Origin of the sequence: Bradyrhizobium sp. 138 (genome assembly GCF_023074075.1) — a bacterium.
In the GTDB taxonomy this organism is placed as follows: Bacteria; Pseudomonadota; Alphaproteobacteria; order Rhizobiales; family Xanthobacteraceae; genus Bradyrhizobium.
In genome coordinates, this window is record NZ_JADPKT010000007.1 from 543480 (window position 1) to 564803 (window position 21324).

Here is a 21324-nt window from a genome sequence, read left to right on the forward strand (position 1 = left end):
CAGCGCACATGAAGCATTCAGCCTGCGGGCATTGTTCCAGTTCGGTCGAGGGGGCGCTTCGGCTCCCGCGCAGATTCGGCCGCGCGCTGATCTGGCTCTATCGGCATACGCTGTCGCCTCTGGTCGGCTACAATTGCCGGCATCTTCCGACCTGCTCGGTCTATGGCGACGAGGCGATCGAACGGTTCGGACTCTGGGCCGGTGGCTGGATGACGCTGGCGCGGCTGCTCCGCTGCAATCCGTTTGGCACGTCGGGCATCGACAACGTGCCGCTCACCGCGCCGCAAGGCGCGCGCTGGTATCTGCCATGGCGCTATGGCCGCTGGCGCGGCGTCAATGCATCCTGAGATTGCTGCGATGCCTTGCGCATCAAGGACCTGAGCGGAACCTTGGACTTCCTTCCCACGTTGTTATGCCGCTCCTCCGGGAGGAAACAACAATGCGCTGGAAAATCAGCCCTCATTTTCACATCAGGCCTGGTCCGAATTTCAGTCACAGGGGACACGATCCCAGAACCATCGACCTGCTCGCCATCATCGTCCTGCTCGCGCTCGTCCTCGGCTCAGGCTGGTATCTGGCGAGGAGCCTTGCGACGCAGCCAAGCACGACGAGCTTCATCGTGCCGAGCCAGAGCGTGCATTGGTAGTCAGCGAAACCAGTAGACGCGCCCGGACTGCGGCGGAATCGATTCCGGCGGACGTGGCCGCTTCGGGCGCGGCGGCTTTGGCGCCGGCTCGGCAGACGAGGTGGCCTCCGCCTCCGGCGCGACCTCGTTGCCAGACAGCTTCACCGAGAGCAGCAAATTCGATTCGTGCATCCGCCAGCGATAGCCGACGCCGAAATCGATCGGCTGGGCGCGCGTGAACAGCGCGGCATAGCGTTCCTGGTAGCGGCCGGGGAATTCGTCGATCGGGCCGAGATAGCGGCCGAACGGGAAGAACCGCCATTGCCGCGCATTGTAGTTCGCAAGCGGAATGCCGGAATCGTCTTGGATGATGGTGGCACTGTTGGCGAGCAGCCAGTCGCGAACGACGGTGAAATTGCCGGAATGCAGCAGATAGGACGCGCTCTTGAGCAGGCTGTTGCCGGGCCCGAGCGTCTCGCAGAATTTCAGGAAGCCCGTGGCGCGCGCACCGGAATTGGAAAGATCGGTCGAGAAATAATACAGCGTGCGCGCCTCGCCGTCGGAGCCGGCGAAGGTGATGCGGACGCCGTGCGTCGCATTCCGTCCCGGATTGTCGTCGCCGACATGCACCCCACCCTTGTCGTCGAGCGCGACCATCTCGACGTTGCGGATGGTCTTGCCGGAGCGCGCGAGAAAGACATAGAGGATCGGCAAGGTGCCGTTGACCTGATTGGCATGCAGGTCGACCTTCATCTGCTTGGTGATGAAGAACGAGAAGCTCAGGATCGAGCCGAGCGAACGCTCGACAATGTAGAGCGCGGCACCGACAGAACCGCGCGGCAGCCGCGTCAAATCGGGCACAGCGCCGACCGGCTCCAGTGCACCGAGCACGTAGGTGCTGGCCTTGGAATAGAAGGCGTTGGCGTAGAGGAAGTCAGGGCCGCTGAACATGTAGAACATGGTCGGCCGGGGCGCGGCAAGATTGATTTCGGCCCAATTGCGGATCTTCGAGAGCTGGCGCTGTTCGAGCTGGGCGAAGGCGCCGTCGAAGAACTTCGCATGGCGCTGCCAGCTCGGATCCTTCGTGAGCGGCACCAGCGGCGAGTCCGCCGAAGGCTGCATGCCCGCAAGGAAGCGCGCGGTGTCGTCGAAGGTGACGTCGGCGGCGTGTGCGGACGAGACCGCCGCAGCCAGCAGGGCAAGCGCGACGGCCGCAATTCTGAAGGGGCGAAACATATCTATTCGCTATTGTGTGAATTGCCAGCGGCGACCGGCCGCCTGCGGAAAACAGCATAAATCAACAGACCCGAGAGCATGACGAGCATCCCCGAGAGCGACTGCACCGGCCGCTCGGTCAACAGGTAGTACATCATGAACCCGGTCACGAGCAGGAAAACCAGCGGCGTGAACGGGTATCCCCAGGCGCGATAGGGCCTGGGCAAATCGGGATCGGTGATGCGCAGCTTGATGACGCCGGCTACCGTGAAGAACGAGCAAAACAGCAGTGCGAACTGGATGAAGTCGAGCACCGCCTCGAAGCTGCGCGTGAACAGCAGCAGATTGGCGACGACGAGCTGGAACAGGATGGCATAGGCCGGCGCGCCGCGCGCCGATCGCTTCGAGAAGACGCGTAAGGCAGGAATGTCCTCGCCCATCGTCATCATCACGCGGGGACCGATCCACATCATCGCAGAGATCGAAGAGATCAGGCCGACGCAGATCATCGCGCCGACGATCCGGCCGCCGAGATCGCCGAAGATAGCGCTGCCGGCAACGCTGGCGACGTCGAGCTGGCCGGCGAGCTCGCCGACCGGCGTCGAGTAGAGGAACACCGCGTTCAGCGCGACATACAGCACGAGCACGATCAGCGTGCCCACCAGCATCGCGCGCGGCAGGCTCCGCTGCGGCGTGTTCATTTCACCGATGATATAGGTCGCGGCGTTCCAACCCGAGAACGAATACATCACGAAGACGAGCCCGATCGCGAAGGGCGCGCTGACGATGTGGGTGAGATCGCCCGGCTGCGGCGTGAAGGCGATCGGCTGCGGCACGCCGATGACGAAGCCGGCGACCAGGAAGGCGACGATCAGCACGACCTTGATGATCGTTGAGATCAGCTGGAAGGTCGCGGAGTGCCTGACGCCGGTCAGTTGCACGAGCGAGACCAGCCACACCACGGCGATGGCGAGCGGAATCGACGGCAGATCGGGCATCACCGATTTGGCGTATTCGCCGAACGCCATCGCGGCGAGCGCGACCGGCGCCGCGAAACCCACCGTCGCCGAGACCCAGCCGGCGAGAAAGCCGAAGGCCGGATGATAGGCGCGGCCGAGGAAATTGTATTCGCCGCTCGAGCGTGGAAACATCGCCCCGAGCTCGCTGTAGGCGAACACCCCGCATAGCGCGACGACGCCGCCGACGGTCCACAGCAGCAGGATCGAGAAGCCGGACGGGATATCCTTGACCTGGAAGCCGAGGCTGGTGAAGACACCGACGCCGATCATGTCGGCGACGACGATGGCGGTTGCGACCAGAACCGAGACCCCGCTCCCGCTTCCGGTCAGCCGGCCAATCCAGGGAGCAGTTCCCGCATCTGCCGTCATCGGGGGTCCTTGGCCTCAGGCGGTCATGCCTTGGGCGCATCGTGCAGTTTGGCCCAGTCAATTCAAGCAGAGTTAACAAGGGTTAAATGAGGCGAGGGAAACAGGTATTTGAGCACCGCATATGCCCGCTCCCAGGCCAAAAAGCTGCGTACGCCCCGGGAAACCCCGTTCCCCGTCCCCACAATCAGGACACGATTGCATGGTCCTTTTGAGCGTTCCGGATGTGGGGAAGTTTCTCCGGACGCTTAACGTCGCCTAAACGCCCATCGGCTCAATTGTTGAAGGATTTGCCGATGGACGTGACTTTGGGGTCATGGGTGGATGGTCGGGGCCGCTCCGAAATTGAGAGCTGACAATCGTGCCGATCGGACGCCGTCCGATCGGCGCGGTCGTGCGCTCCGGGTCGGCCTGATCGCAGCCTTGGTGCCGCTGTCGCTGACACTGGTTCAATGCGGCAAGGCGCCGAACCCGGCAGCCCTTGCGGCGAATTCGCAGGCCAATGTCCAAGGGGGCACTCAGGTCGTTGCGAAGACAAACCAACAAGTGGCAAGCGGCGACACGTTCGAGGATCGCTTCCCTGCCCCGCAATTCAGGGAGCGCTTCCCCTCGGCGAGCGAACGTCTCCTGCAGCGGCAGATGTCGGACTTCTCGCCCAAGCGCGCAGTGCAGCAACAGATGCCGGAGCAGGCCCCCTACAAGGTCGCTTCGCTCGAGCCGCAGGTCCCCTACAAGCGTCCGGCACGCGACGACTTGACGACCCTCGTCAGCATGAAATCGTCGGCCTTTCCCTATTTCGGCAACAACCCCGCCTCCGAAGCACCGTTCCTCAACATCTCCAAGGGCGATCGCCGCGGCCATCGCAGCTATTCCGGTCGCGTATTCTGGCAGGACGAGACCTACAATGACAGCCGCGTGCTGGTGCACGTGCCCGAGCATTTCGACGTGCGCAAGCCGGGCGTGATCGTCGTGTTCTTCCACGGCAATGGCGCAACGCTGGAACGCGACGTGCGTGATCGCCAACTGGTGCCCAAGCAGATCACCGATTCCGGCGCCAATGCCGTGCTGCTTGCACCGCAGATGGCGGTCGATGCCGCCGATTCCAGCGCCGGCAAGTTCTGGCAGCCGGGCGGCTTCAAGCGCTTCATGGCGGAATCCGCCGACCACCTCGCCCGCGTCACCGGCGATCCCAACAGCGCGCGCGCCTTCGCCAACATGCCGATCGTGATCGTCGGCTATAGCGGCGGCTTCCTGCCGACGGCCTGGAGCCTGGAGGTCGGCGGCATCAGCGACCGCGTCCGCGGCGTCGTGCTGCTCGACGCCGTCTATGGCGAAATGGACAAGTTCGCGTCCTGGATCGAGAGCCACCGCTCCGGATTCTTCGTCAGCGCCTACACCCGCCACACCGCGCGGCGCGACCGCGAGCTGATGAGCATGCTCCGCCAGAAGGGCATCAGCGTCGCCGAGGACATGGATGGGCCGCTCCATCCCGGCAGCGTGGTGTTCGTCGAGACCGGCGAGGGCATCACCCATCGCGACTATGTCACCCGCGCCTGGACGCGGGATCCGCTCAAGGACGTGCTGGTGAAGATGTCCGCGACGCCGTCGCTGGCACTCACGCGCGTCGCCTCGAGCCGCTAGGCCTGCAAGCTGCTCAGCCGGATCGGCGGCTGAGCATGTGCCTTCTTCAGTTCTTGGGCAGCTTCGGAATGGCCTCGGCGAAGCCGTTGTAGCAGGACAGCCGCTCGTCCTCTTCCTTGAAGAAACGGCAATCGGCATAGCCCTTGGCCTTCGCCGGCTTCGGCTTCGGGGCCGGCGGCATCACGGCGTCGTAGCAGTTGAGGCGGTCCTTGGTGCCGTCGTCGATATCGAGGCAGGCCTGCAGCCGCACGGCGACCGACTGCGGCTTGCCCTTCGGCGTCGCGGCCGGCTTCGCCGCCGCCTCCTTGGCGCCTTTGGGCTTGACCTGCACCAGCGGCTTGTCCCCCACCATCGGTGGCTTGTCGGCTTGCGCAAACGCGGAGGCTGAATAGAGCACCGCGGCAACCGCCAGAATCATCCTCATTTCTGTCAACTCTCTTTGGTCCCCATGCCCCGGCGTTCTAGCGCTCCGATGCGCGGTTTGCCAAGCACCTTGCACGCCCGTTCAGGCCGTGGCGGCAGCGGCCGGCCGGGTCAGGATCACCAGAATCAGCGCCACCGCGACGAAACCGACCGCGACGAAGCCGAGCGTATGCAGGAGCTCGCGCGCGAACAACAATCCGCCGATGGCGGAGCCGACCGCTTGGCCGATATAGAGGACGGAGGTGTTGAGCGCGACGGTCGCCGATGCCAGCGGCGGCGCGGCAGCGACCAGCCGCACCTGCTGCATCGAATTGGTCGAGGCAAAGCCGAGGCCCCAGATTGCGACCCCGCACGTCATGACAGCCAGCGTGCCCGCGCCGAGCGCCCAGCCCGTGATCCCCGCAAGCAGCAGGCAGGTGAACAGGACCGAGGTGCGATAGGGTCCCGAGGTGTCGACGATGCGGGTGGCGAAGACGACGCCGAGGAAGCCGCAAACGCCGTAGAGCGCAAACACCATGCCGATCGCATCGGGGCCGGCGCCGGTGAGCCTGTTGAGCAGCGGGCCCATGAAGGTGAACACCACGAACTGCCCCGACATTTGCAGCATGGTGATCGCAAGCAGCAGCAAAATCGTCCTGTTGCCTCCGACGTCGCGCCAGGTCTTCAAATCCACCGGCGCGCCTTTCACCCCCGCCGGCAGCCGCAGCAGCAACAGCAGGAAACTGAGACACCCGAGCGCGCCGATCTCACCATAGGCCGCCCGCCAGCCATAGCGGCTGGCGATGAAGGTGATCAGCGGAAGGCCGACGGCGGCAGCCAGCGACCACCCGAGAAAGATATAGGCGATGGTGCTGCCCCGCCGCTTGGCCGGCACGATCAAGGCCGCCGTGCCGGCGGCCTGCGGCGTATAGAGCGCACCGACCGCGAGCATCACGAGACGGATGACGAGAAGGCTGGTGTAGTCGGGCGCAAAGGCCGAGGCGAGATTGCCCAAGGCAAGCACCGCCAGCGTCGTCGTGAGCAACGTCCGCCGTTCGATGCGGCTGGTCAACCAGGCCGTCAGCGGCGAGCCGATGCACAGCGTCACCGCACCGAAGGTGATCAGCAGCGCGGCCGCATGAATACTGACGTCGAGCCCGCTCGCCAGCTCCGGCAGCATGCCCGCCGGCGCCAGCACGGAGCAGCCGGTGACGAGATTGCCGAGCATCAGGGCGGTTGGCGCGAAACGCCGGTCGCGTGCATTTTCCATGCAGGCGCATGTAGCGCGGGCCCGCCACCCGTTAAAGGCCGTTGCTGGAAATAGCTGGTGCACCGTCCCGGCTTTTGCGCGCCGATTTCTTGGAATTGCCGGATTGCGCAGGCCGAATCCCCTGATATATCGCTCGTTCCCGCTTACCTGCGCTCGTTCGCAGGAGTGAGCCTCAGGAGAAAAGCAATGACCGACCAGCCCAAATCCGAGTCCGGCTTCCAGTACAGCCTCTCCAATCTGAAGCCCGTGTCCCCCGCCGCCAAAGTCACCCTCACCTTCCCCGACGGCGCCCAGCGCCAGTTCGACCAGGGCATCACCGGCCTCGACATCGCCAAGGGCATCTCGCCGTCGCTGGCCAAGCGCACGGTTGCGATGGCGCTCGATGGCGTGCTCGCCGACCTCAACGACCCGATCGAGGCCGATGCCAAGCTCGAGCTCGTCAATCGCGACGATCCGCGCGCGCTCGAATTGATCCGCCACGACTGCGCGCACGTGCTGGCCGAAGCCGTGCAGACGCTGTGGCCGGGCACGCAGGTCACCATCGGTCCGGTGATCGAGAACGGCTTCTATTACGACTTCTTCCGCAACGAGCCGTTCACGCCGGAAGACTTTGCCGCGATCGAGAAGAAGATGCGCGAGATCATCGCGCGCGACAAGCCCTTCACCAAGGAAGTCTGGGATCGCGAAAAGACCAAGCAGGTGTTTCGCGACAAGGGCGAGGCGTTCAAGGTCGAGCTGGTCGATGCCATTCCGGGCACCGAGCCGATCAAGATCTACTACCAGGGCGACTGGTTCGATCTGTGCCGCGGCCCGCACATGACCTCGACGGGCAAGGTCGGCAACGCCTTCAAGCTGATGAAGGTGGCCGGCGCCTATTGGCGCGGCGACAGCAACAATCCGATGCTGACCCGCATCTACGGCACCGCCTTCGCCAAGCAGGAGGACCTCGACGCTTATCTCAAGCAGATCGAGGAAGCCGAAAAGCGCGACCATCGCAAGCTCGGGCGCGAGCTCGACCTCTTCCACTTCCAGGAGGAAGGTCCGGGCGTGGTGTTCTGGCACCCGAAGGGCTGGACCATCTTCCAGCAGCTGATCGCCTATATGCGCCGGCGGCTGACCGGCGATTACAGCGAGGTCAACGCGCCGCAGATCCTCGACAAGGCGCTGTGGGAGACCTCGGGCCATTGGGGCTGGTATCGCGAGAACATGTTCGCGGCGCAGTCGGCCGGCGACGAGGCCGAGGACAAGCGCTGGTTTGCGCTCAAGCCGATGAACTGCCCGGGTCACGTGCAGATCTTCAAGCACGGCCTGAAGAGCTACCGCGACCTGCCGCTGCGCCTCGCCGAGTTCGGCGTGGTGCATCGCTACGAGCCGTCCGGCGCCATGCACGGCTTGATGCGCGTGCGCGGCTTCACCCAGGACGATGCGCACATCTTCTGCACCGAGGATCAGCTTGCCGAGGAATGCCTGAAGATCAACGACCTGATCCTGTCGACCTATGCCGATTTCGGCTTCACCGGCGACCTCACGGTGAAGCTCTCGACCCGGCCCGACAAGCGCGTCGGCACCGACGAGATGTGGGATCACGCCGAGCGGGTGATGGCGACGGTGCTGCGCGAGATCCAGTCGCAGAGCAATCACATCAAGACCGAGATCAACCCGGGCGAAGGCGCCTTCTACGGGCCGAAGTTCGAATATGTGCTGCGCGACGCCATCGGCCGCGACTGGCAGTGCGGCACCACGCAGGTCGACTTCAACCTGCCGGAGCGGTTCGGCGCGTTCTACATCGACCATGACGGCGGCAAGAAACCGCCGGTCATGGTGCACCGGGCGATCTGCGGCTCGATGGAGCGCTATATCGGCATCCTGATCGAACACTATGCCGGCAACTTCCCGCTCTGGCTGTCGCCGGTGCAGGCGGTGGTCACGACCATCACCTCGGAAGGCGACGAGTACGCCAAGGTGGTAATGGAACAGGCACGGCGCGCAGGGCTTCGGGTCGAGATCGACCTGCGCAACGAAAAGATCAACTACAAGGTCCGCGAGCATTCGCTGGCCAAGATCCCGGCGCTGCTCGTGGTCGGCAAGAAGGAGGCCGAGACGCATTCGGTCTCGGTCCGCCGCCTCGGCAGCGACGGCCAGAAAGTGATGACGACCGCCGAGGCGATCGCCGCGCTGGTCGACGAGGCAACCCCGCCGGACGTGAAGCGGGTGCGCGGTTCGGCTTAGCTCGGTTGGTTTAGCCGGTAATGCCTCTGCTCCCACGCCTCGACTGCCCCAACCAGGCGGTCGAGGCGCATGCCTGCGGGTGAGCTGATCTCGGCGCTCATCAAATCCTCAATCGACTTGAGGACGTGGCGGTATTCGCGATGCGATCTGATGACCAGCGCCTTCATAGCTGACAGCTCGAATATTGGCACGTCTCTATCATAATCGATCTAAACCGGCTTCCATATCCCCGCCGGCTCCTTATCTCATTTTGTAGTTCAACAAAGGACTACGCCTCGTGCCCGACGCCATCGAACTCCTGAAGACCCGCCGCTCGGTCAAGCCGCGCGAGATGACCGCCCCTGGCCCTTCGGCGGCCGAGCTCGAGACCATCCTCACCATCGGCGCGCGCGTGCCTGATCACGGCAAGCTGGCGCCCTGGCGCTTCATCATTTTTGAGGGCGATGCCCGCCAGCGCGCCGGCGAGGTGATCGCGAAGGTCTTCGCGCGGAAGAATCCCGGCGCGCCCGCGGCCGACGTCGAGATCGAGCGCAAGCGCCTTGCCGATGCGCCGCTGGTGATCGGCATTGTCAGCTTCACGAGGCCCCATCCGAAGGTGCCGGCGTTCGAGCAGGAATTGTCGGCGGGTGCCAGCGCCATGAACATCGTCACGGCCGCGACCGCGCTCGGCTACGGCGCCTGCTGGCTTACGGGCTGGTTCTCCTTCGATCGCGACGTGCTCGACGGACTCGGGCTCAAGCCGGACGAAAAGCTCGCCGGCTTCGTCCATATCGGCACGCCGACCAAGCCCAGCGAAGATCGTCCGCGACCGTTCCTTTCGGAAATCGTGACGCGTTTTTAATCGATGTTGTGTTGACGCATCTCGCGTCTTGCGGCTTTGATCCCGCCGAGGGAGGAAGGCCGGATGAAGCGTCGTGATTTTCTGGTCGGAGCCGCGCTGCTCGCCGGCTCGATGGCGCGAAGCCGGGCCGCCGACATCCCCGCCCCCTCGTCCGAGGGGCTCGACCGCATCACGACGTATTTCAACGACGAGGTGACGAGCGGCCGGTTGCCCGGCGCCGTGATCCTGGTGCAGCAGCACGGCAAGCCAGTCTACCTCAAGACGTTCGGCGTGCGTGATACCCGAACCGGCCTTGCCATGACGCCGGACACGATCTTCGCCATCCACTCCATGACCAAGCCAATCACGTGCCTCGGCGCGATGATGCTGATCGACGAAGGCAAGCTCGCGCTCACCGCCCCCGTGTCGAAATACATCCCCCTCTTCGCCGACACCAAGGTCGGTCTCGAAGTCACCGAGCCGGACGGCAAGCTCAAGCTCGACCTCGTGCCGCCGGTCCGTCCCGTCAATATCGAGGATCTGCTGCGGCATACCTCCGGGATCAGCTACGACTATATCGGCGGCAAATGGGTCGAGCAGGCCTACCAGGCCGCCAACATCTTCGAAGGCCAATTCAACAACAGGGAATTCGCCGACCGGATCGCCAAGCTGCCGCTGGCACGGCAGCCGGGAACGCTGTGGCGTTACGGCCACTCCACCGACGTGCTCGGCGCCGTCATCGAGATCATCTCGGGCCAGACGCTGTACGAATACCTGAAAGCACGCATCTTCGATCCGCTCGGCATGAGCAGCACCAAATTCGTGCTCGCAACCGAGGACGAGCTGGCGCGGATGGCGCGGCCATTGCCGAACGATTTCATCCTGCTGGCCGGCGAGCGCGAGCGTCTCGACCACCCCGAATGGCAGTCCGGCGGCGGCGGCCTGCTCTCGACCATCACCGACTATCAGCGCTTCTCGCAGATGCTGCTGAACGGCGGCGAGTTCGAGGGCAAGCGCTATCTGAGCCCCGCCGCGTTCAAGGCCATGACGACCGACCACATCGGGCCCGGCTCCGGCGTCGGACGCGACTATTTCTATTTCCCGGGTGACGGCTTCGGCTACGGCTACGGCCTTGCGGTGCGGACCGATCCCGGCAACGCAAAACCGCCGCCGCCGGGCTCGCTCGGCGAGCTGAAATGGGACAGTGGCAGCGGCACCTATTTCGGCGTCGATCCCAAGCTCGACATGGTTTACCTCATGATGCAGCAGACCCAGAACGAGCGCAGCCGCATCACGCCCGCATTCAAGGCGCTGGTCTACGACTGCTACCCCGAGGGGCTACGCCGCCCGTGAGGCGCGCTGGCCGAAATCGGCCAGCAGCTTTGCGATCTCGCCGGCGGGCCGCGCCGCGCTGAACAGAAAGCCCTGCACCTCGTTGCAGCCTTCGGCGCGGAGCCAGTCGAGCTGATCCTCGGTCTCGACGCCTTCCGCGGTCGTGGTGATGTTGAGGCTGCGGCCGAGGCCCGAGATCGCGCGCACGATCGCGCCGCAGTCGGGCCGCTGCGCCAGATCCTTCACGAAGGAGCGGTCGATCTTGATCTTGTCGAACGGAAAGCTGCGTAAATAGCTCAGGCTGGAATAGCCGGTGCCGAAATCGTCCATGGAAATGCCGACGCCGAGCTCGCGGAGCTGGTGCAGGATGGCGAGATTGGCATCGGTCTCGGCGAGGAAGATCGACTCGGTGATCTCGAGCTCGAGCCGCCGCGGCGACAGGCCGGACTGCGCCAACGCCGAGATCACGACCTGAACCAAATTGCGGCTGCGGAATTGCGCCGGAGACAGATTGACCGCGACCTTGACGTCGGCAGGCCATTTGACCGCCTCGGCGCAGGCTTCGCGCAGCACCCACTCCCCCAACTGGGTGATGAGGCCGATGTCCTCGGCGACCGGAATGAACTCCGCCGGCGAGATCATCCCCTTGTCCGGATGACGCCAGCGCAGCAGCGACTCGAAGCCGGAGATGCGGTCGGAGGCGATCGACACCAGCGGCTGATAGTGCAGCTCGAACTCGCCATTGGCGAACGCGCGGCGCAGATCGAGCTCCATGTCGCGGCGCTTCTGCGCCTGGAGGTCCATCTCGCGCTCGAAGAAATGGTGCACGCCGCCGCCGTCCGACTTCGCCCGGTACAGCGCCATGTCGGCGTTGCGCATCAACTCCTCCGGCGTCGTGCCATCGCCGGGCGACAGCGCGATGCCGATACTGGCGCCGATCACCATCTCCTGACCGTCGAGATCATAGGGCGCCTTCAGCATGTCGATCAGCAGGCCTGCGCAGGCGCTGGCCTCGTTGGGCGAGACGTCGGCGGCCAGGATCACCGCGAACTCGTCGCCGCCGAGCCGGGCCGCCAGATTGGCGCCACGAACCGCAATGGTCAGGCGTTCGGCGACTTGCTTGAGCAGGCGGTCCCCCACGGGATGACCGAAGGAATCGTTGATGTTCTTGAACAGGTCGAGATCGATGTAGAGCACGCCGACGCGCTTGTCCCCGGCCTGGTCCAGAGCCTGCTTCAGGCGCTCCTGGAAATATTCGCGGTTCGGCAGGTCGGTGAGCCCGTCATGATGGGCCATGTGCGCGATGCGCGCTTCGGCCTTGCGCCGCTCGGTGATGTCGACCACCGCGACCAGATAGCCGTCGCGACCGTCGAAGGCGACGCGGCGGCCGAAGGTGAGCACCTCGATCTCGCTGCCGTCGGCACGCAAGTGCCGCCAGTTGCGCGAGGAATGATAGGCATCGCCGACGCGTTCGAGCGCCTCGGCGTGGCTGTCCCACTCGTCCTCCGGCCAGATCTCGTGCAGCTTCATGCGCAGGAAGGTGGCGCGGCTATAGCCGTAGTGCTGGACCGCGGCGTCGTTGACGCCGAGAAACTCCTTGGTCTGCGCGTCGAACACCCACATCGGCATCGGATTGCTGTCGAACAGCAGGCGGAACGAGGCATCGCGGCGCTTCAACGCGGTGACGTCGGAGATCGTCAGCGAGACCACGTCGGCGAAGGCCGTGGCGCCAAGGCGGAGGTGCCGGCCCTCGCTCTCGATCTCGAGCTGTTCGCCGCGGCCGCCCGCGACGGCCTTGAGCAGGAAGTCCGTGATCTCGGGCAAGGCCAGCAGCGTGGTGCCCTCGCCAATGCGCCGCCACAACAGGCTTCCGTTCGCAACCTTCAGCAGTGCGCCCGCGCTGTCGTTGTGATGCACGATTTGGAGATCGAACGGCTTGCCGGCGGCATCGCGCAGAGTCGCGAGCGACACCACCGCGTCATCGGTCGAGGCGAAGATCGCGTCCAGGAGATTGTACTGCGTGCCGCGCTCGTTGATATAGGCGCCGACCAGCGTGGCGCCCCAGCGCGAGGCCGTCGGCAGCGCCAGCACATCGTAGGTCCGCACCATGCCGTCGCGCACGCAATGTGCGCTGGCCTGGTGCGGTCGTCCGTTTGCAAGCGCGCTCGTCGCCGCTTCCGACAGCGCCGTGGCGCAATCCGGCGACAATTCGGCGACGAGGATATCCCAGCGCTCCTCGCCGAGCCATTTCTGCACATAGCGCCCGCTGCGCGACAGTTCGAGCGTGCCGTCGTTCCTCAGCAGCGCGATGTGATCGGCGAGCCGTCCGAGACTGCCGAGCATCACATCCTCGTAGCGCGGCAGCCGCTCGCCCGGCTTCAACGCGGCATGCCATTTGCGCATGAGCACCGGGATGTCGTCGAACATTTCGGCGGCCGGTTTTCCCGGCATCTTATTCGCGGCAGTCATGGCAATCCCCAACGCACTTTCCCCGGCGCATCCAATGCAGGCGCACTTAACGACATGTAAAAAGGTCGCGGGCGCGCGTTCCGTTCGGTGATTATGACAGTTTTAAGTCGGGTGTTGGTTAGTGCGCGTTAGAGACTATGACAGTGGGGCGAAGGCGGTGACAACATTGGCAGCGGCCCGTTCGGTGGAAGATCTTGTGCAGCTGCATCAGCATCGTCATTGCGAGCGCAGCGAAGCAATCCAGGAATCCCTCCGCGGAAGCAGTCTGGATTGCTTCGTCGCAAGAGCTCCTCGCAATGACGGAGTGTGTGGGGGCGGCGTCGTTCTTTCAATTCGCATCTCATCAGCAGACACACCTTCGCGTCCTCGCGGCTCATTTTGCCCGAGTCTTGCTTCGTTGCCTTGCTCTCACTTGAAAGAGGGCGCAGGGAAGGCCGGGAGCCGGTTGGCTCCCGTGGACCGCCATGCCAAGAGCAGATTGCGTGTGCTTCGTGCATAGCGGAGAACAGGGCAACCGGAGACATCCCGGCCTTCCCTGCGCAGTGGCTTTACGGCTTATGTCGTGCTCTCCCCGGGGAGCGTTGCACTATTGCCCCCGTCGCCTTGCGGATGAATGATGCGTGGGCCCGGTTGGGCCACACTCATCGCCGCAAGCCTTGACGCACAGACCCCGGGCGTCAGGACCACACGATTTTGCCGTACGCCGATCACACCGGTCGTGTGCGCGACACTCTCGCTCACGGCTCTCCGCCCTGCGAAGCTCTTCGCGCCGATGTAACCTGCGTCCACCGCCGCCCGGTCCGCGTTCGTGACGATCGCGATACGCCCCTCTTCCTTGGGCCGGGTTGCCGCGACATATACGCACTTTCCGAATTTCGGTAAAGTGGAATATTTTTCGCGGCGCGGATTGACCGCGATCTTGGGTGTTTTGCCCGGACGGGCAACGCAAGGTGTTGTGGCCCGGATGAGCGAAGCGACGGGCCCGGCCGCTAGTCCTCGCTGGACGCGGCGGAGCGGTTGCGCAAATAAGCCTGCGACAACAGGAAGAACAAGGCGCGCTCGCCCTGATATTTGGCCGACGGCCGGGTGCGCTCGAAGCCATCGGCAAAGATCTTGCCGGACTGGTCGCACACCTGCCATCGCCAGCCAAACCGCTTGCGCCTGGTGAGGATCACTTCGAACATGCCGACGCGCTTGGTCCCCTGCCCCTTGCCGGTCTCGCAGACGCACAAGCCTGCTCCGGCCTCCTCCGTTGGATGGATGCCCGACATATAACCCAGCAGGACGGAAAGAGAATAAATTTGATGATCGGAAATAGGCATCTTGCACCACTTGTGGCCAAGGCCCGATGGTCTGGAATAAGCCCTCGCCAGCGGTGTTCTCCCGCCCCAAGAGACCGCTTGGTAGCGCTGACATGGCCTTCAATGCTGAGCACGAAGGAGGCGGAGCACGGCTGGCTCACCTGAAGTAATGTCGGAGGCAGCGGTATTCGGGGATGCTCGCTCGTGCGCCGGATGAGAACTATTATGCGAAGCGCAAAGTCTGGCGTCTCGCCACAACCGGTACCGACGCCCGTGTCCTAAAGCGCGATGCGATCAGGATGAAACGTCATCGCGCTTTAGGTTGTTGTTTGAGCATGATCTTTTCGGAAAACCGCGGCGCACTTTTCCGGATCATGCTTTAGCGCGCGACGACCTCGACCTCGCCGTCGACGCCGTTGACGACGTTGAAGCCGCGCTCGTAGACCTTGCCCTCGTTCTTGGCGATGGCGCGGTATTCGCCTTCGGAGAGCACCACGCGCGGGAAGGCGCCGATCGATTCCTTGATGACGTCGCCGCCCGGGGTCAGCACCGACCAGGCGGTGTTGGCAAGCGCCTCGCCGCCCCTGTCGCTGACGAGCTTGAGCGTGATTACGGCGGCGCGGTGGGTGATGGTGACGTCGGTGAGCTTGCCGACCTGGACGCGGATGTCGGAGCGCACCACCGAATTGGCATCGCCATAGTTGGAGATGATGTAGTAGGTGCCCTCCGGCAGCAGCACGACGTCGCCGGCGGCGACGTTCGGTACCAGCGAGGCGCGCTCGCCGGATTCGAACTGGCTGCCCTTGTAGATCGCGAACGAGATCTGGTTCTGCGGAATGCGGCTGGTGCCGACCCGGCCCTCGATGCGCAGTCCGCCGGCCGGCAGCACGAAGGATTCGCGGTCGGTCTCGGCCTTCAGGCTGACCGTGCGCACCGCGCTGACGAGGCCGAAGGCGACGTGCACGACGTAATTGCCGGGCGACAGCACGATGTTGGGCGTGGCGTTGCGGTCCTCGCGGATCAGCTTGAAGGTGCCGTTCTCATCGGGACGGTCGGCAAACACGCGCCAGACCAGGCCGCTGGTGATGGGGGCCGAGTCCTTGCCGTATTTCGCGGTCAGCGACAGTACGCCCTGTCCGGGCGCGGCCGCGTTGAGCGGGGCGGCCGGCGGCACGGTCGTGACGGCAGGCGGTGGCATGCTTGGGGTCGTCGGCTGCATCAGGGTCGGCGGCAGGCTCGGGGGAGCGGCGCCTGGCCCGGAGGGCGGCGCCAGATTGATGGCCCCGCCGGGGTCGGGCACCGAGGCCGGCGGCACCGGCGGCGGACGATCGGAGAAAAGCTGCGCCTGTGCAGCGTTTTGGCCTGGGGTCACGAGGCACGCGGCGAGGATCAGCGCCGGCAGCAGCCTGCCGCTGCGCCGCCATCCGATGATGCCGTCACCCCCGCGTGTCATGTCCCTGCTTTTTCACTGAAAACGCGGCAAATTCAAGCCTCGGAACCCCCGGGAAATACGGTTCTGGGACGGTTCTGTGGAACCCGGTTGACGCCTGCGTGATTAGTCCAGAGGCAGCCGCCCCTCGCCATACTCCTGCCCCGTGCGCTTTCCAAAGCGGCATAAACCATGCTTCGCCCTAGTTCTGGCGGAGCGGAGCTGCGATGATGCCTAGTCTGACGATTGAGGCTGCCCCGGCGTAGGAGAGTTTCGGTGCTGGACATATTGAAGGGACGGGGTGCGAACGGCGAGAAGGCTGGCGAGAAGGTCGGTCTGGGCAGCATCCGCCGGCCGGTCATTGGGCTCGCTCTCGGCGGGGGCGCGGCCCGCGGCTTCGCCCATATTGGCATCATCCGAACCCTGCTCGCCAACGGCATCACGCCTGACGTCGTGGTCGGCACCTCGATTGGCGCAGTGGTCGGCGGCCTCTATGCGTCCGGCCGGCTCGATACGCTGGAAGAGTGGGGCCGCAGCCTGCAAGGCATGCGCAACATCCTCGGCTATCTCGACATCCGCCTCAACGGCTCTGGACTGATCGGCGGCGAGAAGCTGGCGACCCGGCTCGAAAACGCGTGCGGAGGGACCCTGATCGAGGATCTCCCGATCAAGTTCGCCGCCGTCGCAACCGAGGTCCGTACCGGCCACGAGATCTGGCTGACGCGTGGCCGCGTAGTCGACGCGATGCGCGCCTCCTATGCGCTGCCAGGCATCTTCTCTCCGGTCCTGATCGGCGACCGATGGCTGGTCGATGGTGCGCTGGTGAATCCGGTGCCGGTCTCGGCGGCACGGGCGCTCGGCGCCGAAATCGTCATAGCGGCAAATCTTTCCAGCGATATCTTCACCTATTCGACGACGGTCTATTCGCACGGCGCGATACCCGAACCGGTCGTGCCCGTGGCGGAGGAGACCACGTCAAAACGGCGCTTTCCGCGATTCTTCTCGCCCGAGAAGACAGTAAAGCGCGAGTTTTACGGCAGCAGCAGCAGCCGGCCCGGCCTGTCGTCGGTGATGGTCGATGCCTTCAACATCATGCAGGATCGTATCACCCGCGCCCGCCTCGCCGGCGACCCGCCTGATCTACTGATCACGCCGCGGGTCGGCCATTTCGGCTGGTTCGACTTCCACCGTTCCGAGGACCTCATCGCCTTGGGCACCCGCGCCGCCGAGCGTGCGTTGGATTCGATTCAGGAAGCCATCCACGCGCTGGCACCGCCGCCCGAAGGCGCCGCGCCCAAGATCAGCGAGTGAAGCCGCTCAGGCCGTCTTGATATAGTCGCGCAGGGCTTCCTGCTCGGACTCGTATTCCTGGACCCGGCGCTTGACGATGTCGCCGATCGAGATGAGGCCGACCACCTTGCCGTTGTCGATCACGGGCAGATGGCGGAACTTGCCTGATGTCATGATCTCCATGAGCTCGGCAACCGTGTCGGTCTCCTTACAGGTCACCACCTTGCGGGTCATGACCTGAGCGACCGGCTCCTCCAGCACGCCGGCGCCACGCTCGCCGAGCACGCGGACGATGTCGCGCTCCGACAGGATGCCTTCGAGCCGGCTCTGGTTCATCACCAGCACCGCGCCGATCTTCTTCTCGCCGAGCAGCTTGATCGCGGCAGCCAGCTTCGCGTCGGGCTCGACGCTCATGATCTGGTGGCCCTTGGTGTTGAGAATGGAACGTACCGTCATTGTCGCCTCCCTGAATCGGATCCGCCCGCCATTGGGCGGTCAGGACTTGTTCTTCGAGTCTTCAACTAACAGTTTCAGCGCCGGTTCACGTTCGTGCGCTTTACGAAGCATCGCCGCTAGCAGCTTGCAGCTTCGGAACATTCTTCTCGGGAATGATGGATGAATTCGGGCCGCGCCGCAAGCGCCGCTTCAAATACGGTCTGAAACGTCCTGTGATGACGCATCCGCAGCATCGCTTCGCACGCGCGGCATGGGATCGAACAGGGTGAACAGCAACAGGCCGGCAAAGAAGCCGCCGATATGCGCCTGCCAGGCCACGGTCGTGGTTTCGGAATCGACGCCGATCGCACCGACGCCGAAGATGATGTTGACGCCGAACCACACCGCCAGGAAGCCGACCACCCGCCCGTCGCGCAGCGCGCGCGACAGCGGCAATGCCGGAACCCTTGCTGCGGTATCGGCGTCCGAACGGTTGAACGACAGGAAGCTGCCGCGGACGAAGGCGAAGCGGATTGCGGCCGCCATCGCGCCTGATACCGAGGCCGAGGCGCCGATCATCGGCGCCACCGCGTGCTCATGGGTGATGAGATGGGCGAGCGCGCCGGCCGCCGCCGTCACCGCGAGAAACAGGAAGAACCTGACGGCGCCAAAGCGCCGCGCCAGCGCGCTGCCGAACGGCAGCAGCCACAGCACGTTGAAGCCGAGATGGGTCAGATTGGCGTGCAGCAGCGAATAGGTGACGAAGGTCCAGACCTTCGCACCCGCCCCGCCGGGAATCTCCAGATTGAGCAGCGAGGAATCGTAGCGCTTCGGGATGAAGCCGAAGACGTCGATGGTCCAGTTCTCGACCTCCGGCGGCAGCAGCACCCGCAGATGGATCACCGCCACGAGGACGATATAGGCGGTCAGCGCCCCGGGCAGCGTCAGGACCGGCTCGCGCGGAGCCTCCTCGACGACCGCCGGCACCTCCTCTTGAGGATTTTGGCCTTGCGGCGGAGAATCTTGAGAGGAGTCCAAGGCAGCTTCGCTTTCAGCGCGACCGGGGCAACGAGCTTGCTGATAGTCGCCTTTGCCAGCCTTGCGCAAGTGCACAAAAGGAAATCGTGCGGGATGTCGAGTTTGACCCGGACAGGGGCGCTGGGCCCCGGCTCTGCAGCGCATCACGACTGGACGATGCTCCGCATCGCCAGGGAAGTGCTGCGCTGCGTCCGGGGCACGAGGGCCGGTGGCTGAAACGGAAAAGGCAGGGCCCTGGGAAAGCCCTGCCTGTCCGTGTCGGCCTTGCCGGTACCGGAGGAATGAAGGTGTATCCCCACCCCTCCCCGGCCCGTGGCCAAACTGTTTGACGCCCTGTGTACAGACCCCGCCGAGAACCTGGAGAAAAGCGGCGAGGCTTGCGACTGCGGCCACCATAGCAGCGGGGCGCGAGCTGCAAAGCGCATAGTTAACTTAACGTTAACGACGCAAAGCCGGCCTCAAGAGCTGCGAAAACGCCCTCTCGGCATGGACGCTGCAAATCCCCTCCTGCACAACAACACAAGGGATCGCGGGTGCACTGAAGCGGGACAGGTTTGTCCCTTCGCGGTTGCACCCCGGGGTAAGCGTTCAGACATGAAACATCCGTCGAGCCGCGCGTTCTTCGCGTATTGGGACAAGAAGCGCGGCGCTGCACGGGCCCCCGACAGGGCCGACATCGATCCGGCCGCGGTCCGCGGCCTGCTCGGCGACATCTTCGTGCTCTCCTGCGAGCCGAACCTCGGCTTCCCGTTCCGCGTCGCCGGCACGCGGGTCTGCGCCCTGGCAGGGTGTGACCTCAAGGATCAGAGCTTTGCGGCGCTGTTCGATGATGCGAGCCGCAGCGAGATCGAGGAGATCGCAACCGTCGTCGCCGACGAAGCGTTAGGTGCGATCGCCGGCGTCACCGCCGCGCGCGAGGACGGCAGCAAGGCCTATCTCGAACTGTTGCTGCTGCCGTTCAATGCGCGCCCGCACACGCCGGTGAGCGTGACCGGCGTGCTCGCGCCGTTCGACGACGAATGCGGCGCGCTGTCAACCTTCACCCTCACCTCCTGGCGCTATCTGCACCAGCCGGAGAAACTCCTGCCGCGCGCGATCCGGAAATTGCAGATCGCACGCGGGCTGATGGTGTATGAGGGGCTGAGATAATCTCCGTTGCCTGACGCGCATCGCGCAGCAGGAACCCGCCGCGCGACACATCAACGCGTGCGGATGGCCGTTTTTGCAGGATCTGCGTCATTCCTGATGTCGTTGACAAGCGTTAGCTTCCGCCTCGCGTGAAGCAACGAGGATCGGGTGACATCATCATGATGTGGCGCATTTTGGCGTGGAGCGGCGTCGCCTGCGTGGCACTGCTGGCCGCGATCGGCGGAACCTGGTTGTTCCTGCTGCCTGGCGCGCCGGCTCGGGGAACCGCGCCCGCGATATCCAAGGACGAGACCGAGGCGACGCTCGCGGCGCTGAAGCCGCCAAAGCGCAAACGTCCCCTGATCGCCATCGTCGGCATCAACGACATGAGCGAGACCACCGATTATCTGATGCCATACGGCATCCTCGCCCGCGCCGATGTTGCCGACGTCCTCACGTTGGCGACGCAGCCTGGACCCGTCACACTTTATCCCGCGCTGAAAGTGCAGCCGCACGCGACCATCGCCGCGTTCGATGCCGCGCATCCTGATGGCGCCGATTACGTCATCGTGCCCGCGATGAGCCGCGAAGACGATGCTGTGGCCTTGCAGTGGATCAGAAGCCAGGCCGGCAAGGGCGCGATCGTCATCGGCGTCTGCGTCGGCGCCAAGGTCGTTGCCAACACCGGGCTGCTCGACGGGAGGCAGGCCACCACGCACTGGTATTCCGTGCGCGATCTGCAGAAGCATTCGGTGATCCGCTATGTCGCGGACCGCAGGCTGGTGGTCGACCGCGGCGTTGCGACAACGACCGGCATCACCGCATCCATGCCGATGGCCCTGACCCTGGTCGAGGCCATCGCCGGCCGCGCCAAGGCGGAGGCGGTCGCCCGCGAGATCGGTCTTGCGCAGTGGGATGCGCGCCACCGCAGCGAGGCGTTCCAGTTCACGCGCCCCTTCGCGCTGACGGCGATCGCCAACACGCTCGCATTCTGGAGGCGCGAGCAACTCGGAATCGCGCTGACGCCTGGCATCGACGAGGTCTCGCTTGCGCTCGTCGCCGATGCGTGGTCGCGCACCTTTCGCTCGCGGGCCCTCACCTTCGCGGCCACGGCAGAGGCGCAGACGAGCCGCAGCGGTCTTCGCATCTTGCCGGACAAGGTCGCGGCCGATTGGCCAGCGAAGCAGACCCCGACGGACGCCGCCAGCCTGCCGCCGGCACGGGCGTTGGACCAGACGTTGCACGCCATCGATGCGCGCTACGGACCGCGCACCGCCGACTTCGTCGCGATGCAGCTCGAATATCCGAGATAAAG

General features: G+C 64.7%; 19 protein-coding genes and 1 tRNA gene. 10 read left to right on the top strand and 10 right to left on the bottom strand.

Translation table 11 applies throughout. The features are described 5' to 3' along the window. The first annotated feature begins 8 nt into the window (after positions 1–8). Together yidD and IVA79_RS07190 are read left to right on the top strand one after the other, a co-directional pair. The gene (gene yidD / locus IVA79_RS07185) at positions 9–347 is read left to right on the top strand and encodes a membrane protein insertion efficiency factor YidD (RefSeq protein ID WP_194402966.1); all 339 of its coding nucleotides are present in this window, start codon (positions 9–11) and stop codon (positions 345–347) included. 92 nt (positions 348–439) lie between these two features. Further along, positions 440–646 carry a hypothetical protein gene (locus IVA79_RS07190; protein WP_247551318.1) on the top strand — a complete coding sequence of 69 codons (207 nt, stop codon included), beginning with the start codon at positions 440–442 and terminating at the stop codon, positions 644–646. Here IVA79_RS07190 and IVA79_RS07195 read toward each other — a convergent pair whose 3' ends face one another. Next, positions 647–1861: a hypothetical protein gene (locus tag IVA79_RS07195; protein WP_247551320.1), complete on the bottom strand. Its 1215-nt coding sequence runs from the start codon at positions 1859–1861 to the stop codon at positions 647–649. 2 nt (positions 1862–1863) lie between these two features. Further along, positions 1864–3228 (bottom strand): amino acid permease, encoded by a 1365-nt coding sequence (locus tag IVA79_RS07200; RefSeq protein WP_247551322.1) that lies wholly within the window; start codon positions 3226–3228, stop codon positions 1864–1866. 321 nt (positions 3229–3549) lie between these two features. Between IVA79_RS07200 and IVA79_RS07205 the strand changes: the two genes are divergently transcribed. Continuing rightward, entirely contained in the window at positions 3550–4866 is a 1317-nt protein-coding gene (locus IVA79_RS07205) for an alpha/beta hydrolase (RefSeq protein ID WP_247551324.1), read from the top strand. Positions 4867–4912: 46 nt separating this feature from the next. Here the strand turns inward: IVA79_RS07205 and IVA79_RS07210 are convergent, their stop codons facing one another. Next, a complete protein-coding gene (locus IVA79_RS07210; RefSeq protein ID WP_247551326.1) occupies positions 4913–5290 on the bottom strand; it encodes a hypothetical protein in 378 nt (125 codons plus the stop codon). Positions 5291–5371: 81 nt separating this feature from the next. Continuing rightward, on the bottom strand, positions 5372–6538 hold the full coding sequence (locus IVA79_RS07215) for an MFS transporter (protein ID WP_247551328.1): 1167 nt from the start codon (positions 6536–6538) through the stop codon (positions 5372–5374). A 186-nt stretch (positions 6539–6724) separates the two neighbouring features. On the opposite strand from IVA79_RS07215, the gene thrS reads away from it, so the two are divergent. Next, positions 6725–8767: a threonine--tRNA ligase gene (gene thrS / locus IVA79_RS07220; RefSeq protein WP_247551330.1), complete on the top strand. Its 2043-nt coding sequence runs from the start codon at positions 6725–6727 to the stop codon at positions 8765–8767. On the opposite strand, the gene IVA79_RS07225 is transcribed toward thrS, so the two are convergent. Continuing rightward, positions 8764–8934, bottom strand: coding sequence for a hypothetical protein (locus tag IVA79_RS07225; protein ID WP_247551332.1), 171 nt, complete (start codon positions 8932–8934; stop codon positions 8764–8766). The two genes, thrS and IVA79_RS07225, sit on opposite strands and share 4 nt — an antisense overlap. A 110-nt stretch (positions 8935–9044) precedes the next feature. Here IVA79_RS07225 and IVA79_RS07230 point away from each other — a divergent pair, with 110 nt between their 5' ends. Continuing rightward, positions 9045–9608 carry a nitroreductase gene (locus tag IVA79_RS07230; protein WP_247551334.1) on the top strand — a complete coding sequence of 188 codons (564 nt, stop codon included), beginning with the start codon at positions 9045–9047 and terminating at the stop codon, positions 9606–9608. A gap of 63 nt (positions 9609–9671) precedes the next feature. Continuing rightward, positions 9672–10940 (top strand): serine hydrolase domain-containing protein, encoded by a 1269-nt coding sequence (locus tag IVA79_RS07235; RefSeq protein WP_247551336.1) that lies wholly within the window; start codon positions 9672–9674, stop codon positions 10938–10940. On the opposite strand, the gene IVA79_RS07240 is transcribed toward IVA79_RS07235, so the two are convergent. From IVA79_RS07240 to IVA79_RS07250, 3 genes are all read right to left on the bottom strand, one after another. Continuing rightward, a complete protein-coding gene (locus IVA79_RS07240; RefSeq protein ID WP_247551338.1) occupies positions 10926–13388 on the bottom strand; it encodes an EAL domain-containing protein in 2463 nt (820 codons plus the stop codon). The two genes, IVA79_RS07235 and IVA79_RS07240, sit on opposite strands and share 15 nt — an antisense overlap. 989 nt (positions 13389–14377) lie before the next feature. After that, the gene (locus tag IVA79_RS07245; RefSeq protein WP_247551340.1) at positions 14378–14620 is read right to left on the bottom strand and encodes a hypothetical protein; all 243 of its coding nucleotides are present in this window, start codon (positions 14618–14620) and stop codon (positions 14378–14380) included. A gap of 448 nt (positions 14621–15068) precedes the next feature. Further along, positions 15069–16142: a hypothetical protein gene (locus IVA79_RS07250; protein WP_247551343.1), complete on the bottom strand. Its 1074-nt coding sequence runs from the start codon at positions 16140–16142 to the stop codon at positions 15069–15071. 252 nt (positions 16143–16394) lie between these two features. Here IVA79_RS07250 and IVA79_RS07255 point away from each other — a divergent pair, with 252 nt between their 5' ends. Continuing rightward, on the top strand, positions 16395–17429 hold the full coding sequence (locus IVA79_RS07255) for a patatin-like phospholipase family protein (RefSeq protein WP_247551344.1): 1035 nt from the start codon (positions 16395–16397) through the stop codon (positions 17427–17429). A gap of 6 nt (positions 17430–17435) precedes the next feature. Here the strand turns inward: IVA79_RS07255 and IVA79_RS07260 are convergent, their stop codons facing one another. Together IVA79_RS07260 and IVA79_RS07265 are read right to left on the bottom strand one after the other, a co-directional pair. Then, entirely contained in the window at positions 17436–17864 is a 429-nt protein-coding gene (locus tag IVA79_RS07260) for a CBS domain-containing protein (RefSeq protein WP_247551346.1), read from the bottom strand. A 189-nt stretch (positions 17865–18053) separates the two neighbouring features. Next, entirely contained in the window at positions 18054–18881 is an 828-nt protein-coding gene (locus IVA79_RS07265; protein WP_247551348.1) for a rhomboid family intramembrane serine protease, read from the bottom strand. 202 nt (positions 18882–19083) lie between these two features. Here IVA79_RS07265 and IVA79_RS07270 point away from each other — a divergent pair. The 3 genes from IVA79_RS07270 (at position 19084) to IVA79_RS07280 (ending at position 21322) form a co-directional block, all read left to right on the top strand. After that, positions 19084–19194, top strand: a tRNA-Pro gene (locus IVA79_RS07270). 281 nt (positions 19195–19475) lie between these two features. Beyond that, entirely contained in the window at positions 19476–20030 is a 555-nt protein-coding gene (locus IVA79_RS07275; RefSeq protein WP_247551350.1) for a PAS domain-containing protein, read from the top strand. A 158-nt stretch (positions 20031–20188) separates the two neighbouring features. After that, complete coding sequence (locus IVA79_RS07280) at positions 20189–21322, top strand: DJ-1/PfpI family protein (RefSeq protein ID WP_247551352.1); 1134 nt, start codon at positions 20189–20191, stop codon at positions 21320–21322. Positions 21323–21324: the final 2 nt, after the last annotated feature.

Excerpts from the sequence above, each read along its gene's own strand:
- IVA79_RS07210 (WP_247551326.1), bottom strand. The coding sequence starts at position 5,290 with ATGAGGATGATTCTGGCGGTTGCCGCGGTGCTCTATTCAGCCTCCGCG.
- yidD (WP_194402966.1), top strand. The coding sequence starts at position 9 with ATGAAGCATTCAGCCTGCGGGCATTGTTCCAGTTCGGTCGAGGGGGCG.
- IVA79_RS07200 (WP_247551322.1), bottom strand. The coding sequence starts at position 3,228 with ATGACGGCAGATGCGGGAACTGCTCCCTGGATTGGCCGGCTGACCGGA.
- IVA79_RS07250 (WP_247551343.1), bottom strand. The coding sequence starts at position 16,142 with ATGACACGCGGGGGTGACGGCATCATCGGATGGCGGCGCAGCGGCAGG.
- IVA79_RS07215 (WP_247551328.1), bottom strand. The coding sequence starts at position 6,538 with ATGGAAAATGCACGCGACCGGCGTTTCGCGCCAACCGCCCTGATGCTC.
- IVA79_RS07280 (WP_247551352.1), top strand. The coding sequence starts at position 20,189 with ATGATGTGGCGCATTTTGGCGTGGAGCGGCGTCGCCTGCGTGGCACTG.
- IVA79_RS07275 (WP_247551350.1), top strand. The coding sequence starts at position 19,476 with ATGAAACATCCGTCGAGCCGCGCGTTCTTCGCGTATTGGGACAAGAAG.
- IVA79_RS07205 (WP_247551324.1), top strand. The coding sequence starts at position 3,550 with ATGGTCGGGGCCGCTCCGAAATTGAGAGCTGACAATCGTGCCGATCGG.
- IVA79_RS07190 (WP_247551318.1), top strand. The coding sequence starts at position 440 with ATGCGCTGGAAAATCAGCCCTCATTTTCACATCAGGCCTGGTCCGAAT.
- IVA79_RS07240 (WP_247551338.1), bottom strand. The coding sequence starts at position 13,388 with ATGACTGCCGCGAATAAGATGCCGGGAAAACCGGCCGCCGAAATGTTC.
- IVA79_RS07195 (WP_247551320.1), bottom strand. The coding sequence starts at position 1,861 with ATGTTTCGCCCCTTCAGAATTGCGGCCGTCGCGCTTGCCCTGCTGGCT.
- IVA79_RS07225 (WP_247551332.1), bottom strand. The coding sequence starts at position 8,934 with ATGAAGGCGCTGGTCATCAGATCGCATCGCGAATACCGCCACGTCCTC.
- IVA79_RS07235 (WP_247551336.1), top strand. The coding sequence starts at position 9,672 with ATGAAGCGTCGTGATTTTCTGGTCGGAGCCGCGCTGCTCGCCGGCTCG.
- IVA79_RS07260 (WP_247551346.1), bottom strand. The coding sequence starts at position 17,864 with ATGACGGTACGTTCCATTCTCAACACCAAGGGCCACCAGATCATGAGC.
- thrS (WP_247551330.1), top strand. The coding sequence starts at position 6,725 with ATGACCGACCAGCCCAAATCCGAGTCCGGCTTCCAGTACAGCCTCTCC.